15 protein-coding genes are annotated in these 14519 nt (G+C 57.7%); 14 read left to right on the forward strand and 1 reads right to left on the reverse strand.

Annotated elements, in window-relative coordinates:
- The first annotated feature begins 4 nt into the window (after positions 1 to 4).
- The 14 genes from O3C79_RS07115 to O3C79_RS07180 all read left to right on the forward strand — a co-directional run bounded on the left by O3C79_RS07115 (position 5) and on the right by O3C79_RS07180 (position 13328).
- Complete coding sequence (locus O3C79_RS07115) at positions 5 to 526, forward strand: nuclear transport factor 2 family protein (protein WP_494385359.1); 522 nt, start codon at positions 5 to 7, stop codon at positions 524 to 526.
- A gap of 5 nt (positions 527 to 531) precedes the next feature.
- The gene (locus O3C79_RS07120; protein ID WP_237708638.1) at positions 532 to 1869 is read left to right on the forward strand and encodes an aromatic ring-hydroxylating oxygenase subunit alpha; all 1338 of its coding nucleotides are present in this window, start codon (positions 532 to 534) and stop codon (positions 1867 to 1869) included.
- 2 nt (positions 1870 to 1871) lie between these two features.
- Entirely contained in the window at positions 1872 to 2357 is a 486-nt protein-coding gene (locus O3C79_RS07125) for an aromatic-ring-hydroxylating dioxygenase subunit beta (RefSeq protein WP_010323267.1), read from the forward strand.
- Positions 2358 to 2368: 11 nt separating this feature from the next.
- A complete protein-coding gene (locus O3C79_RS07130; RefSeq protein WP_494385360.1) occupies positions 2369 to 3124 on the forward strand; it encodes an SDR family NAD(P)-dependent oxidoreductase in 756 nt (251 codons plus the stop codon).
- Positions 3125 to 3134: 10 nt separating this feature from the next.
- Positions 3135 to 4097 (forward strand): PDR/VanB family oxidoreductase, encoded by a 963-nt coding sequence (locus O3C79_RS07135; RefSeq protein ID WP_494385361.1) that lies wholly within the window; start codon positions 3135 to 3137, stop codon positions 4095 to 4097.
- 87 nt (positions 4098 to 4184) lie between these two features.
- Complete coding sequence (locus tag O3C79_RS07140) at positions 4185 to 5213, forward strand: TRAP transporter substrate-binding protein (protein WP_494385362.1); 1029 nt, start codon at positions 4185 to 4187, stop codon at positions 5211 to 5213.
- An 8-nt stretch (positions 5214 to 5221) separates the two neighbouring features.
- Positions 5222 to 5743, forward strand: coding sequence for a TRAP transporter small permease (locus tag O3C79_RS07145; RefSeq protein ID WP_494385363.1), 522 nt, complete (start codon positions 5222 to 5224; stop codon positions 5741 to 5743).
- Entirely contained in the window at positions 5743 to 7059 is a 1317-nt protein-coding gene (locus O3C79_RS07150; RefSeq protein WP_494385364.1) for a TRAP transporter large permease, read from the forward strand. Before O3C79_RS07145 ends, O3C79_RS07150 begins: the two co-directional genes overlap by 1 nt.
- Before the next feature lie 106 nt (positions 7060 to 7165).
- Positions 7166 to 8089 carry a catechol 2,3-dioxygenase gene (locus O3C79_RS07155; RefSeq protein ID WP_494385365.1) on the forward strand — a complete coding sequence of 308 codons (924 nt, stop codon included), beginning with the start codon at positions 7166 to 7168 and terminating at the stop codon, positions 8087 to 8089.
- Between the two features lie 14 nt (positions 8090 to 8103).
- Positions 8104 to 9024, forward strand: coding sequence for a flavin reductase (locus tag O3C79_RS07160; RefSeq protein ID WP_494385366.1), 921 nt, complete (start codon positions 8104 to 8106; stop codon positions 9022 to 9024).
- 22 nt (positions 9025 to 9046) lie between these two features.
- Positions 9047 to 10075, forward strand: coding sequence for a TRAP transporter substrate-binding protein (locus tag O3C79_RS07165; protein WP_494385367.1), 1029 nt, complete (start codon positions 9047 to 9049; stop codon positions 10073 to 10075).
- Positions 10076 to 10125: 50 nt separating this feature from the next.
- The gene (locus O3C79_RS07170; RefSeq protein ID WP_494385368.1) at positions 10126 to 10635 is read left to right on the forward strand and encodes a TRAP transporter small permease subunit; all 510 of its coding nucleotides are present in this window, start codon (positions 10126 to 10128) and stop codon (positions 10633 to 10635) included.
- Positions 10636 to 10645: 10 nt separating this feature from the next.
- A complete protein-coding gene (locus O3C79_RS07175) occupies positions 10646 to 11980 on the forward strand; it encodes a TRAP transporter large permease (RefSeq protein ID WP_494385369.1) in 1335 nt (444 codons plus the stop codon).
- 49 nt (positions 11981 to 12029) lie between these two features.
- Positions 12030 to 13328 (forward strand): amidase, encoded by a 1299-nt coding sequence (locus tag O3C79_RS07180; protein WP_494385370.1) that lies wholly within the window; start codon positions 12030 to 12032, stop codon positions 13326 to 13328.
- 77 nt (positions 13329 to 13405) lie between these two features.
- Here O3C79_RS07180 and O3C79_RS07185 read toward each other — a convergent pair whose 3' ends face one another.
- Positions 13406 to 14458 carry an alkene reductase gene (locus tag O3C79_RS07185; protein ID WP_494385371.1) on the reverse strand — a complete coding sequence of 351 codons (1053 nt, stop codon included), beginning with the start codon at positions 14456 to 14458 and terminating at the stop codon, positions 13406 to 13408.
- Positions 14459 to 14519: the final 61 nt, after the last annotated feature.

Here is a 14519-nt window from a genome sequence, read left to right on the forward strand (position 1 = left end):
GGTGATGAACGAACTGGACCAGCTGCGTCAGCGCGTGCATGCCCTTGAGGCTGCCAAAGAGGTGAGTGCCTGCCTGCATGATTACATGCAGCTGTGTGACTACCTCAATGAAGGCTTCGATCTTGACCCGCTGATGGCGCTGTTCACCGAAGACGCCATCTGGGAAGGCAAGGGCAAGCGCTACGCCGCCACCTTTGGCCGTCGCGAAGGGCGTGAGGCGATTCGCGCCATGTTCGACAAGTACACCCAGCCGCCGGCGCATTTCGCCCTCAACGTGCACTTTCTGACCTCGGAAAAGGTTGATGTGCGCAGCGAATTAGAAGCCGAAGGCACCTGGGTGTTGCTGCAAACCGCCACCTTTGCCGATGGCCGCTCCCAGCTCAGCAGTGCGCTGCTGAACGTGGAATTCCGCCAGGAAGGCGGGCGCTGGAAGATCGCCCATTTCTGTACCACCAGCCGTTTCAACCGTCCGGTACAGACCCCCTGGGACAACCCGCAGCCGCTGCCGGTACCCGAAGAAGAATAAGAGACATGGCGGGCAAGCAGAGCCAGCCGGTCATGAATAAAGAGAGCAAGACCATGAGTGAACTGATCGAAATGCAGAACGTCAGCCTGAAAGCGGCTGAAATGGTAGAAGAGGGGCGTGTACACAAGGCCCTCTACTCTGATCCGGAAATCTTCGAGGAAGAGCTGGATAAGGTGTTCAACAACACCTGGGTTTATGTGGGTCACGAAAGCGAAGTGCCTGAGGCCGGCTGCTACAAGACCGCCTGGATCGGCCGTCAGCCGGTCATCCTGAGCCGTGATCGCAAGATGAACCTGCATGTGCTGCAGAATCGCTGCCGTCACCGTGGTGCCACCGTCTGTGAAGGCCGCAAGGGTAAAACCAAGAGCTTTACCTGCCCCTATCATGGCTGGGGCTATGGTCTGGACGGCGCCCTGCGTGCACTGCCCAAGCCGGAGGAGTACGAAGGTGTATTCGACAAGAAGGACTTCCCGCTGGAAAGCCTGCGCGTGGAAACCTACCAGGGCCTGGTGTTCGCCACCTACCGTGATGATATTGAATCGCTGGAAGACTTCCTGGGCGGCGCCAAAAAGTGGATCGATCTGTTCATGAAGCAGGGCGGTGGCTACCCGCTGAAAGTGCTGGGCGAGCACCGCTTCAACTTCCCGGGTAACTGGAAAATCCAGCTGGAAAACACCACCGACGCCTACCACTTCCCGATTATCCACAAGTCCTTCGTGACCTCGCTGGATGATGCTACCGCCGATATTTTCGACTTCCTGCACGGCGATGGCTTTGTTGAAGATCTGGGTAACGGCCATAGCGTGATGGTAATGATCCCTGAACTGGTGGATCTGGAAGAGGACCTGGACCAGCCAATCCCTGCGCGCTTCGAAAAGCTGGCCGAAGAGCTGCGCGCCGAAGGCAAGTCCGAAGACGAAGTGAAAAAACTGGTCCGCGCAGCACATGGCACCGGCTTTAACCTCAACCTGTTCCCGAACGTGTCCTGCTCCATGGCGTTCTTCCGTGTCCTGCGTCCGGTCAGCGTTGGCGAGACCGAGATCCAGCACGTGGCGCTGGGCGGCGAAGGGGCTCCGGCACCGTTCAACCGCAAGCGCATGCGTCTGCATGAGCACTTCCAGGGCCCGATGGGCTTCGGTACGCCTGATGACGGCGAAGCCTGGGAGCGTGTGCACAAGGGTGCCCAGTCCGGTCAGGACGGCTGGATTCTGGTCAACCGTGGCCTGAACAACCTGCACGAATCCAAAGACGGCAATGTGGCTGGCGCGGTTTGCTCCGAAACGGGCATGCGCGGTGCCTACCGTCAGTACCAGAAAATGATGGCTGCGGGCGAGGAGAAGTAATCATGACTGTTAACACCCAAGTACTGAATGACGTTACCGCTTTCATCTGGCAGGAAGCTGACCTTCTGGACCACAAGGGCTACCAGGAATGGCTGCAGCTGTGGAGCGACGATGGCCTGTATATCGTGCCAGCCGAGTTTGCCGCCGATGACAACTACGAAGACACCCTCAACCTGGCACTGGACGATGCCGACATGCGCCGCATGCGTGTGGCCCGTCTGGAAGACGGTGAGTCCGTATCTGCCAACGCCACCGGCAACACCGTGCGCATGATCTCCCGTGTACGTGTGCTGGAAGCCGGTGACGATCTGGTTATTGCCCGCTGCGCCATGACCCTGAACGAAATGCGCCACGGCAAGCTGGTGACCTATCCGGCAGATGTGGAATACCAGCTGCAGCCTTCGGCAGATGGCTTCCGCCTGGCCCGTAAAGTAGTTCGGCTGATGCACGCCGACAGCTTCCTGCGCACTGTCAGCTTCATCTTCTGAGGAGGTCGCCCATGTCCACATCTGCACAGTCTCAGGTGGCGCTGGTCACCGGTGCCGCTCAGGGCCTGGGCTACCACATTGCCGCGCGTCTGCATGACGCCGGCTACCGTGTGGTGCTCAGCGATATCAATCTGGATGCCGCGCAGCAGGCTGCAACAGCGCTGGATGGCAGCGGCGAAACCGCTATGGCGGTGCGTCTGAATGTGGCCAAACAGGCCGACTTTGAAGCCGCGCTGGCGCAGGTGCTGGAGCGCTGGGGTGCCCTGCATGTGTTGGTGAACAATGCTGCCGTGACCCGTGCGACCCCGGTGATGGAGATCTCGGCCGATGAATTCAACGACATCGTCAACATCAACCTGGGCGGCACCTTTGTGGGCTGTCAGGTGATGGGCCGCTACATGGCGGACCAGGGGTATGGCCGCATTATCAACATGTCCTCTCTGGCTGGCCAGAACGGCGGTACCTCTACCGGTGCGCATTATGCCGCTTCCAAGGGCGGCATCCTGACGCTGACCAAAGTGTTTGCCAAGGAGCTTGCTGCACAGGGGGTTACCGTCAATGCCATCGCGCCGGGCCCTGTCGACTCCCCCATGGTGAAAGCGCTGGTGCCGGAAGAGCGCCTGCCCACTCTGCTGGGCGCCATCCCCGTCGGCCAGCTGGGCGATGCCGGTTTTATCGGCGACATGGTGGTGCAACTGGCAAAGCCGGAAGCGGCCTTTGCGACGGGCACCACCTGGGACATCAACGGCGGCTTGTTCATGCGCTGAGGCAAAGACTATGACCACGAATATCGATAACACACTTATCCAGGCGACGGTGACCCGTCGTGACGACCACACCGACGACATTGCGGTGTTTGAGCTGGCGGCTGCCGATGGCAGTGCGCTGCCGGCATTTGAAGCCGGTGCTCATATTGATGTGGTGGTTGGCCCCGAGCTGATTCGCCAGTACTCGCTGAGCAATGCGCCTGGCGCAACGTCCTACCGTCTGGGCATCCTCAACGATCCGGATTCCCGTGGCGGTTCGCGCCAGATCCACGCCGAACTGAAAGCAGGTGCCGAGGTTCAGATCAGTGCGCCGCGCAACCACTTTCCGCTGGCCATGGATGCCGAACACAGCCTGCTGATCGGCGGCGGTATCGGTATTACGCCGATGATCGCCATGGCCTATGCCCTCAAAGCGGCCGGCAAGTCGTTCGAGCTGCACTACTGCAGCCGCAGCCAGAGCAAGGCCGCATTTCTGGAAGAACTGGAGCGCGAGTTTGGCGACAGCCTGACGCTGCACTTTGACGATGCCGGTGAAGCCAGTCGCATCGATCCGAAAGCGCTGGCAGCCGCACGCCCGGGCACGCACCTCTATGTCTGTGGCCCCAGTGGTTTCATGGATTTGGTGATCGAGCAGGGCAAGGCTGCAGGCCTGCCGGAAAAGCAGATCCATTTTGAATACTTCAATGCCGAAGTCGACATCAGTGGCGAGGCGTTTGAGGTCTATGCCGAAAGCAGCGATGTCACCGTGCAGGTTGGCCCCAACGAGAGCATCGCTGCAGCCCTTAAGGCTGCGGGTGTGAAGGTCCAGATGTCCTGTGAAGAGGGCGTGTGCGGTACCTGTATCTGCGATGTCAGCGAAGGCATACCGGATCATCGTGATCACTTCCTGACTGACGAGGAGAAAGAAGACAACGACCAGATCGCACTCTGTTGCTCGCGTGCCAAGAGCAGCCGTCTGGTGGTGGATATCTGATGTAAAGACCTGACGCCCTGGCGCTTGTGGCCAGGGTGTAAAACCGGCTTTAGACCGGAATAAAAACCCAATCGGGAGACCATAAAAATGAAAACGATTCTCCGTGTTGCAGCCACTGCAACAGTTGCACTTCTAGCCACTACCGCCAGCGCTGAAACGCGCCTGACCATGTCGTCCTGGTTACCGACCGGACACCCTCTGGTCAAGGATGTGATGAAGCCCTGGATCAAGAACGTTGAAGAAGCCACCGATGGCCGCGTGAAAATCATCATGCTGCCTTCTGCGCTGGGTCATCCCAAGGTGCATTACGATATCGCCCGTGAGGGTCAGGCCGACATCACCTATAGCGCACACGGCTATACGCCGGGCCGTTTCAAACTCTACAAGATGGTTGAATTTCCCTTTGGTGGCGACAGTGCCGTGGGCACCTCCGTGGCCTACTGGAATGTCTACAACGACTATCTGAAGCCGGCCGGCGAACATAAGGATGTGAAACTGCTGGGTCTGTTTACCCATGGCCCCGGTCATATCCATAACAGCAAGCGCACCGTGAATGCCGCCAGCGACCTGGAAGGCCTGAAGCTGCGCGTAGGTGGCGGCATCATGAATGACATTGCCACCGAGCTGGGTGCCGTGACCCTGCAAAAACCCTCCTCCAGCACCTACGAACTGGTCTCCAGTGGCGTCGCTGACGGCACCCTGTTCCCGCTGGAATCCGTGCCAGCATTCAAGATTCAGGACAAAACCACCCACACTACCCTGGTGCCGGGCGGCCTGTACAACTTCAGTTTCTTCCTGGTGATGAACCGCGATCGCTTTGCTGACCTGTCAGAAGAAGATCAGCAGGCAATCGAGTCTGTATCCGGTGAAGCCTTTGCGCGCCTGGCCGGTGAAATGTGGGATACCCAGGATGCCAAGGGGCTGGAAGCGATTAAGGCGAATGGTAACGAAGTCGTTACCGCTAACGAAGCTTTCCTGACTGAGATCCGCAACGCCAGTGCTCCGATGGAAGCTGAGTGGCTGAAAACCGCTGAGCAGCTGGGTGTGGATGGCAAGGCGGCACTTGAAGCCTTCCGGACTCAGAGCCAGCAGCTGGACGTAGCTCAGACTCGCTGAGGTTAATGATGAACGCAACACGTACACAAGACTCAGGTTGGCTGTCACGTGTCGAGGCGGTCGTCAAAACAGTCCTCAGTGGAACAGCTGCCATTGTCATGTTTTTGATGATGGCGCTGACGCTGGTCGACGTGTTGGGACGCTACCTTTTCTCGGCACCGGTCACCGGGGCGTTTGAAGTGACGGAGTTGATGTTGGCAGCGGTAATCTTTCTGGGATTGCCGCTGATAACAGCGGAGGGTGGCCATATTGCTGTGGATATTCTCGATTCTCGACTCGGCTCGCGCACCAAGGTGGTCCAGTACTGGTTGATCGGTTTGATCAATGTTCTGGCCTTCAGCATCTTCGCCTGGATGCTTTGGGAGCATGCCTTCAAGGTGCTCCGTTATGAAGATACAACGGCGGTATTGCAGATTCCCTACGCCTGGCTTGCGTTCCTGATGGCGATTACGACATCTGCAGCGGCGCTGGCAACAGCATTGAAACTGCTGACTGACCTACCCGGCAAGACTTCGAGAGGAGAGCGGTAATGGAGGCAAGTCTTATCGGCTTTGCAGCACTTATGGTGCTGATTTTGGCCCGCGTCCCGTTGGGGATCGCCATGGGTATTGTCGGTGTAGTCGGCTTTGCTCTGGTGCAGCAGGTGACCTATGGCAACCCGCGCGGCTGGGATACGGCGCTGAATATGATCGCATCCACCGCCTTTGATACCGGCCTGGCCTATGGCCTGTCGGTGGTGCCATTGTTCCTGCTGATGGGGAACCTGATCACCGAATCGGGGATGTCCAAAGAACTGTATCGCGCTGCCAATGCCTTTCTGGGTCACTTCAAAGGTGGTCTGGCGCTGGCCACTGTCGTGTCCTGCGGTGCCTTTTCAGCGGTATGTGGCAGTTCCATGGCGACCGCTGCGACCATGTCCAAGGTGGCGATGCCATCCATGCGAGAGTACAAGTACTCCGATAGTCTTGCGACCGGCGCTATTGCTGCAGGCGGCACTCTTGGCATTCTGATTCCGCCCAGCGTAATTCTGGTTATTTACGGCCTGATGACCGAAAGCGATATTGGCAAACTGTTTATTGCCGGTCTGTTGCCCGGTTTGATCGGCGTCATCCTCTACATGCTGGCGGTGGTGTTTACCGTTCGTATCAAGCCCGAAAGCGGGCCGGCCGGTAAACGTTCCACCTGGAAAGAGCGCCTGATTTCGATGAAGGGTGTTTGGGGTATCAACCTCATTTTCATCATCGTAATGGGCGGCATCTATGCCGGTATCTTCACACCCACCGAGGCTGCAGGCATCGGTGCTTCGGGAGCATTCCTGATTGCTCTGTTCAGCGGCAAGCTGAGCGTGACCATGTTCAAACGCTCTTTGACCGGAGCGGCACGCACCACTGCGATGCTGTTCTTCCTGGTCATTGGTGCCGTGATCTTCTCCAACTTCATCAACCTCACCGGGATGCCGATGACGTTGAAAGATTGGGTGCTGGAGTCCGGTTTCAGCCCCTTCATGGTGATTCTGATTCTGGTTGCCGTATACCTGCTGCTGGGCTGTGTGCTGGAAAGCATGTCGATGATCCTGCTCACCGTACCGGTGTTCTACCCGATGGTAGAGGCCATGGGCTTTGACCTGATCTGGTTCGGCATTCTGGTGGTGGTTGTGACCGAAATCAGCCTGATCACGCCGCCGGTTGGCATGAACGTGTTTGTCCTGCGCGGGGTGATTCCGGACGTGAAACTGTCGACCATTTTCCGCGGTGTAACGCCGTTCTGGATGGCGGACATCGTGCGCCTGGTGCTGATTATCACCATCCCGTCCTTGTCCCTGATGCTGCCTAACGCAGTGGGATAGTGAGGCATTTTTAATCTGAAGCGGCAGCCTCAGGGCTGCCGGATCAGACCCGTTTTTAGCTGCTACATGTGCAAACAACCTATAAGAATAACGACGAGGTAACCCAATGAAAAAAGGTGTAATGCGTCCCGGACATGTTCAGATTCGCGTGCTGGATCTGGATGAAGCGATTAACCATTACGTGGACCTGATGGGGCTGATCGAAACCGATCGTGATGCCGACGGCCGCGTCTATCTCAAGGCCTGGACCGAAGTGGACAAGTTCTCCGTGGTGCTGCGTGAAGCGGACCAGCCGGGCATGGACTTCATGAGCTTCAAATGCCTCAGTGAAGAGGTGTTGGATCTGCTGCAGCATGAGCTGGTGGCTTATGGTGTCGAGGTTGAAGAAGTGCCGGCCGGTGAACTGAAAGGCTGTGGCCGCCGCATCCGTTTCCAGGCCCCCACCGGCCACAGCTTCGAGCTGTTTGCCACCAAGGAGCAGACCGGTCGCTATGGTGTGGGCAACCACAACCCGGAAGCCTGGCCGCGTGATCTCAAGGGCATGAAGGCCCAGCGCTTTGACCACTGCCTGCTGTACGGTCCGAATCTGGATGAGACCTATGCGCTGTTCCGCGATGTACTGGGCTTTGACCTCTGTGAGCAGGTGATGACACCGGATGGCAAGCGAGTGGCGCAGTTCCTCACAACGAGCATGAAAGCTCACGACATTGCCTTTATCGATCATCCCGAGCCGGGCAAATTCCACCATGCCTCCTTCTTCCTGGAAACCTGGGAGGACGTGCTGCGAGCCGGTGACCTGATCTCCATGACCGATACCTCAATCGATATCGGCCCCACGCGTCATGGCATCACCCACGGCCAGACGATCTACTTCTTTGACCCGTCCGGTAACCGCAACGAAGTGTTCTGTGGTGGTGATTATTTCTACCCGGACCATGAGCCCATCACCTGGGATGCGGACAAGCTGGGCAAGGCGATCTTCTATCACGACCGCCAGCTCAACGAGCGTTTCCTGACTGCACTGACCTGATGCCGGAGGTACCCATGTCATTTGATCCCAAAGATTTTCGCCGTGCCCTGGGCAAGTTCCCCACCGGCGTTACCGTTATTACGACTCGTGATGCAGACGGCAACCCCATCGGCATGACCGCCAGCAGTTTTAACACCCTGTCGATTGATCCGGCGCTGGTGCTCTGGAGCATCGATAAGGGTGCCTACAGTCTGGAAGCGTTCACCAAGGGCAAGGGCTTCGCCATTAACGTGCTGCGCAACGACCAGGTAGAGTTGTCCAACAACTTCGCCCGCCGTGGCGAGGACAAGTTCGCCGGTGTGAACACCCGAGATTGTGCCAATGGCGCGCCACTGCTGCCGGATACGGCGGCCTGGTTTGCCTGCAACACCTGGGAAGTCTACGAGGGCGGCGACCACTTCATCATCGTGGGACAAGTGACGGAGTACCACTACGAGGACAATGTCGGGTCGCTGGTATTCCACAACGGTCGCTACGCTGTGCCGGAATCCCATCCGGCGACCCAGTCACCAGCCGAGTCATTGCAGGCCCGAGGTCTGCTCGGGGACTATCTGCTGTATCAACTGCGCCAGACCCTGAATGCCTATGCCGCAGACTTTTACCCGCAGTTGAGCCACTTCGGCGTTACTGCCGAAGAGTGGCGGGTGCTGACACTGCTGTCAGATGGCCAGACCATGACACTCGAACAGATCAGCCCCTTCGTGTCCCAGCCGCTGAAAGAATTGGCCGATACCGGCGAATGGTTGCAGGAAAAAGGCCTGCTGCAGGTGAGTGACGCAGGGTTTGGTTTGACCGACAAGGGCCAGCAACTGGCTGCGCAACTGCTGGACAAGGCGGTTGAGCATGAGCAGAAGACGGTTGCCTGCCTCAGCAGTGAACAGCAGCAGGCGCTGAAAGAGAGCCTGAAGCTGTTGCAGCAGAGCTTCGCCGGTTAACTCAAGGAAAGGGAGAAGGGATATGAAAATGCGTGTACTGAGTGTAGCGGTAGCTGCCGCGGTCTGGGCCGGTGGTGCGCAGGCCGGAAAAGTCTCCATGGATGTTCAGAGTGCCTGGCCGCTGACGCTGCCGGCCAGTGGCCAGAATGCAGCGCATTTTGCCGAGCGCATCAACGCCACAGGTGCCGGTAGCCTCAAGGTGAAACTCTATTCGGCGGGCAAGCTGGTGCCGCCTCTGCAGATCTTCGACGCCGTGCAACAGGGCAGCCTCGATGCCGGTTATACCTCGCCCCTCTACGTGGCAGGTCGTTTCCCGGCGGTACAGCTTTTTGGTGGCGTACCGTTCGGGCCGGATGCTTTGGATTACCTGGGCTGGCTCTATAACGGCGGTGGACTTGAGATCTGGCGCGAGATCTACGCCAAGCAGGGTGTTGTACCGGTGCCCTGCGGGTTGATGGATTCCGAGGCTGGTGGCTGGTACACCTTCGAGATCAACACACCTGAAGACCTCCAAGGCAAAAAAATCCGCTTTGCAGGTCTGGCCGGTGAAGTGATGAAAAAAGCCGGGGCTTCGGTGGTACTGCTCAGTGGTGGCGACATTTATCCCAATCTCGAGCGTGGCGTAATTGATGGCACCGAGTTCTCCATGCCGGCCATCGACGCGGCCATGGGGTTTGAAAAGGTCGCCAAGTATTACTATTTGCCGGGTTGGCACCAGCCGGCGGCGATCAACGAATTGATCATCAACAAGCGCAAATGGGATGCCATGGATGATGCGCAGCGCGGGTTGATTGAAGATACCTGCCGTGAAACTCACATCTGGTCGATCACATCGACGACGGTGCCAAATGCCGAAGCGATTGCCAAATTCAAGGAAGCAGGTACCGAGATTCGCAGCTTCCCTGATGAGGTGATGACGGTATTCCGCAAGGCAACCGACGAAGTAATGGCGGAGCAGGCTGCAGATGATGCCGACTTCAAGCGTGTCTGGGATTCACTGCAGGCGTATCGAGACCAAACCTCTCTTTGGAGTACCCACAAAGCTGATTAAAATACTGCGGGGCAGGTCTGCCTGCCTCGCAGGTCAGGGGGAGGTTCGCCATGCCCATGTACCGTATTGCCGCCTGGATTGAGTGCCTGTCCATTTGGGTGGGGAAAACCGGGTCGCTGATTCTGCCGTTGCTGATATTGACCATTCTGGTGAATGTCATTCTGCGTTACGTCTTTAACATCGGTCTGATTGAGCTGGAGGAACTGCAGTGGCATCTCAACGCCACCGTGGTGATGTGCTGTCTTGCCTTTGTACTGCAGACGGACGAGCACGTGCGTGTTGATCTGCTCTACAACCGAATGCGACCCGCCGGGAAGGATTGGGTCAACCTGCTGGGTGTATTGGTGTTATTCCTGCCCTTTACCGGATTGGTGACCTGGCACGCCTGGAAACTGGTGGCCTATTCCTGGGAGCTGAAGGAAGGCTCCCCGATGCCCTCGGGGCTGCCGGGGCGTTATGTCATCAAGGGCATCATGGCTGCAGGCATGACACTGCTGATGCTGCAGGGTGTGGCGTTGATGCTCAGTTGTCTATCTCGCCGTTTCGGTCGCCCTCAATAGGATCGCTGTCATGGATGTACTCTTTGTCTTTCTCCTCTTTGGCGCCTTCATGCTGGTCCTGTTTTCAGGTTTTCCAGTTGCCTTTGTGCTAGGCGGGGTGGGTGTGCTTTTCGCGGCGCTGGGAACCCTTATTGAGCCACTGGAAATTGCTGAAGTCGCTGACTTGCGCATGATCGGGTTTGTCTCCAACCGTATCTTCAACACTTTGTCGAGTTACTCGCTGATACCCATGTCCATGTTTATCTTCATGGGCTATATGCTGGATCGTTCGGGTATCGCCGAGCGGTTGATTTTGGCCATGCGCCGAGTTCTGGGGCCTGCGCCCGGCGGACTGGCGATTGCGGTGGTACTGATCGGTGTGGTGCTGGCCGCTTCTACCGGCATCATCGGTGCATCAGTGGTGTTGTTGGCAACCATTGCTCTGCCCACCATGGTGCAGTCAGGATATGCCCGCTGGATCAGTGCCGGGACCGTCGGGGCGACGGGCTGCCTGGGGATTCTGGTGCCGCCATCGATCATGCTGGTGGTGATGGGTGATCAGTTACGGATACCCGTGGGTGATCTGTTCATGGGCGCGATTTTACCCGGGCTGCTGCTGGCCTGCTGCTTTGTGGTGTTTCTGCTGGGATATGCGGTGCTGCGCCCAAACGACATGCCCGCTCTTGAGAGGACGGAGCAGTCTGCAAATGTCTGGACTTTACTGCGAGAAATGGCAGGGGCCTTGTTGGCACCCCTGATACTGGTGATTGCCGTACTTGGGTCTATTCTGGCGGGGATCGCGTCACCGACTGAAGCGTCCGGCATAGGGGCTGCGGGGGCGACTTTTTTGGCCTGGGCTTCCAGACGACTGAGCTGGCTGGACCTGCGTCAGGTTTGTTATCAAACAGGGCGAACCGTTGCCTTCCTGTATGCACTGATTTTTGGGGCTTCCTGCTTCTCCGTGGTGTTACGTGGATATGGCGGAGATGAGGTGATCGAAAATGCACTCTATGCCTTGCCCTTCAGCCCTGAGGGTGTGCTGGCGCTGGTTATTCTGGTGGTTTTTCTGCTGGGCTTTTTCCTCGATTGGATGGAAATTGTACTCATCATTGCACCTCTGGTGATGCCGATTCTGACCGGGTTTGGTTTTGAGCCTGTGTGGGTTGCGATCCTGATGGCACTTTGCTTGCAAACCTCCTTCCTGACGCCTCCCGTGGGGATGGCGCTGTTTTATCTGCGTAATGCCACGCAAGAGATCAGCATGGCCGAAATCTATAAGGGCGCCATGCCTTTTGTTGCCTTGCAATTGCTGACGCTAGTGCTGGTTGCGTTGTTTCCATCGTTGGCGCTTTGGATGCTGGACTGACCCTGGCGGGAAAACGAATTGAATAATTTGCTTATGGGACACACTAGATATGAACGAGCTTAATCCGTTAAACACGATGGGCCTCAAGCAGGCCTTGCAGGCGATTGAGAGCCATGAATGCACAGCGCCGGAGATCATTGCCGCCTGCTATGACCGGATCGAAGCGCGCGAATCTCAGGTTGGAGCCTGGCAGTACAACCTGACACGGGAGCAGTATCTGCGGCTTTATCGCAGCAACCAGGCGTTTTATGAGCAAAGCCCACTCAAGGGGCTGCCGGTGGGGATTAAGGACATCATTGATACCGCTGATATGCCCACGGAGATGGGATCGCCGATCCATCAGGGGCGTCAGCCGGTGGATGATGCCAGTTGTGTGGCATTGATTCGTCAGGCCGGGGGAATTGTACTGGGCAAAACTGTCACCACCGAGTTTGCCTATTTCAAACCGGGTAAAACAGCCAACCCCCGTGATCTGTCCCGAACGCCGGGCGGTTCGTCCAGCGGTTCGGCAGCAGCAGTAGCAGATGCCATGGTACCGGTTTCCCTGGGGTCTCAAACGGCAGCGTCGGTGATTCGTCCTGCTGCCTACTGTGGTGCGATCGGTTATGTCGGCACTCGCGGTACCTTTTCGTTGCGGGGCGTGCAGCCCCTGGCGCAGTCACTGGATTCACTGGGGCTGATGGCGCGCAATGTGGAAGATGTGGTGCTGATGCGTTCACTGCTGTTACGTGACAGCAACCTGCTGGCAGCGGCTCCCGTAGCACGGCCCAAGCGAGTTCTGCTGGCAATGGGCGAACGGATTGGCGAGACTGATTCCGCCATGCAGGTAGCGCTCACTGGTCTTGTAGAGCGCTTGCGAGAGGAGGGGGTTGAGGTCGTTGAACTGGACGAGGCTGTTCGTCTGGACGAGATGGTGTCGCATCATCAGTCGATCATGTCCTATGAAGTGGCACGTAACCTGGCCATCGAGTCGGCTAATCCTGAGCAGCTGAGCGAACCGTTGAGTGAGCTGATTGAAAGCGGGCTGAACCTGAGCCGGGAGGCCTATTTGCGTTCGCTGACAATTGCCGATGCGACAGCCGAGTCGCTGTGGCAGCTCCACCCGGATGCCGATGTGATTCTGGCCCCTGCTGCACCGGGAGCAGCCCCTGAAGGGCAGGGTAAAACGGGAGCCCCGCATATGAGTCGTCCCTGGCAGGCGATGGGGCTGCCTGTCATCAATGTACCAGGGATGAAAGATGAGCAGGGCTTGCCGCTGGGTGTCCAGCTGGTGGGGCGTCGTCAGGACGATGATGCTTTGTTGGGCTATGCCGGGTGGTTGGAAAAATTGATGGGTTTTGCGGCCTGAAGGTCGACTATCAGCGATTAACTAACCGCAGGATGTCAGGCCCCTGTCCTCATGGCTGAAGGCAGGGGCTTTTTGCATTAGTCCATGGTCGGATAATCAGTGTAACCCTCGGGGGAGGAGGCATAAAAAGTGCTGGGGTCCTGTTCGTTCCAATCCGCACCTTTCTCAATGCGCAGCGCCAGGTCCGGGTTGGCAATGTAGGGTTTGCCAAAGGCTACGGCGTCTGCCTTGCCTTCTTCCACATAGGCCTGTGAAGACTCGGCCGTGAAAGCTTCGTTGGCGATATAGACGCCGCCAAACTTCTCTTTAAGCATAGGGCTGATGCTGTCTTCGGCAACATGCTCGCGGGTACAGATGAAGGCCAGTCCGCGCTTGCCAAGCTCTTCGGCAACATAACCATAGGTTTCTTCGCGATTGCTGCAGCTGACGTAGTGTGAATCGGCACGGGGCGACAGGTGCATGCCAACTCGGTCAGCGCCCCAGACCGATACTACGGCATCGGTCACATCCAGCATCAGGCGGGCACGGTTTTCCAGTGAGCCGCCGTACTGGTCCGTACGTGTATTAGTACCGTCCAGCAAGAACTGCTCCAGCAGGTAGCCGTTGGCCCCGTGGATTTCGACACCGTCAAAGCCGGCGGCTTTGGCATTCTCGGCACCCTTGCGATAGGCCTCGACGATGGCGGGAATCTCGTCGGTCTCCAGCGCACGTGGCGTGACATAGGGTGTTTTCGGGCGTATCAGGCTGACATGTCCATCCGGTCTGATGGCACTGGGCGCGACCGGTGTTTCGCCATCCAGGTAGCTGGGATGGGAGATTCGGCCTACATGCCAGAGCTGCAGAACGATCAGACCCCCTTCGGCATGGACCGCATCGGTCACCTTCTTCCAGCCTTCAACCTGAGCGTCTGACCAGATTCCCGGTGTATCCGGATAACCCACCGCCATGGGCATGATAGATGTGGCTTCGGAGATGATCAGGCCGGCGTTGGCGCGTTGGCGATAGTACTCCACCATCAGGTCGCCCGGCACTCGGTTGGCTTCGGCACGGCAGCGGGTCAGCGGGGCCATAACGATACGGTTACGCAGTTGCAGGGCACCGGCCTGCAGGGAATCGAACAGGGTTGGCATCGGACGCTCCATAGTGTTTGTAATGTGTATTACACATCATGTGGGTGCCGGTCCGGTATTT

Source organism: Marinobacterium sp. NO-S09, from assembly GCF_059179545.1.

Bases quoted from the DNA above. Each gene is read 5' to 3' on its own strand.
- O3C79_RS07155 (WP_494385365.1), top strand. From the start codon at position 7,166: ATGAAAAAAGGTGTAATGCGTCCCGGACATGTTCAGATTCGCGTGCTG.
- O3C79_RS07135 (WP_494385361.1), top strand. From the start codon at position 3,135: ATGACCACGAATATCGATAACACACTTATCCAGGCGACGGTGACCCGT.
- O3C79_RS07180 (WP_494385370.1), top strand. From the start codon at position 12,030: ATGAACGAGCTTAATCCGTTAAACACGATGGGCCTCAAGCAGGCCTTG.
- O3C79_RS07115 (WP_494385359.1), top strand. From the start codon at position 5: ATGAACGAACTGGACCAGCTGCGTCAGCGCGTGCATGCCCTTGAGGCT.
- O3C79_RS07170 (WP_494385368.1), top strand. From the start codon at position 10,126: ATGCCCATGTACCGTATTGCCGCCTGGATTGAGTGCCTGTCCATTTGG.
- O3C79_RS07125 (WP_010323267.1), top strand. From the start codon at position 1,872: ATGACTGTTAACACCCAAGTACTGAATGACGTTACCGCTTTCATCTGG.
- O3C79_RS07140 (WP_494385362.1), top strand. From the start codon at position 4,185: ATGAAAACGATTCTCCGTGTTGCAGCCACTGCAACAGTTGCACTTCTA.
- O3C79_RS07120 (WP_237708638.1), top strand. From the start codon at position 532: ATGGCGGGCAAGCAGAGCCAGCCGGTCATGAATAAAGAGAGCAAGACC.
- O3C79_RS07150 (WP_494385364.1), top strand. From the start codon at position 5,743: ATGGAGGCAAGTCTTATCGGCTTTGCAGCACTTATGGTGCTGATTTTG.
- O3C79_RS07185 (WP_494385371.1), bottom strand. From the start codon at position 14,458: ATGCCAACCCTGTTCGATTCCCTGCAGGCCGGTGCCCTGCAACTGCGT.
- O3C79_RS07130 (WP_494385360.1), top strand. From the start codon at position 2,369: ATGTCCACATCTGCACAGTCTCAGGTGGCGCTGGTCACCGGTGCCGCT.
- O3C79_RS07165 (WP_494385367.1), top strand. From the start codon at position 9,047: ATGAAAATGCGTGTACTGAGTGTAGCGGTAGCTGCCGCGGTCTGGGCC.
- O3C79_RS07175 (WP_494385369.1), top strand. From the start codon at position 10,646: ATGGATGTACTCTTTGTCTTTCTCCTCTTTGGCGCCTTCATGCTGGTC.
- O3C79_RS07160 (WP_494385366.1), top strand. From the start codon at position 8,104: ATGTCATTTGATCCCAAAGATTTTCGCCGTGCCCTGGGCAAGTTCCCC.
- O3C79_RS07145 (WP_494385363.1), top strand. From the start codon at position 5,222: ATGAACGCAACACGTACACAAGACTCAGGTTGGCTGTCACGTGTCGAG.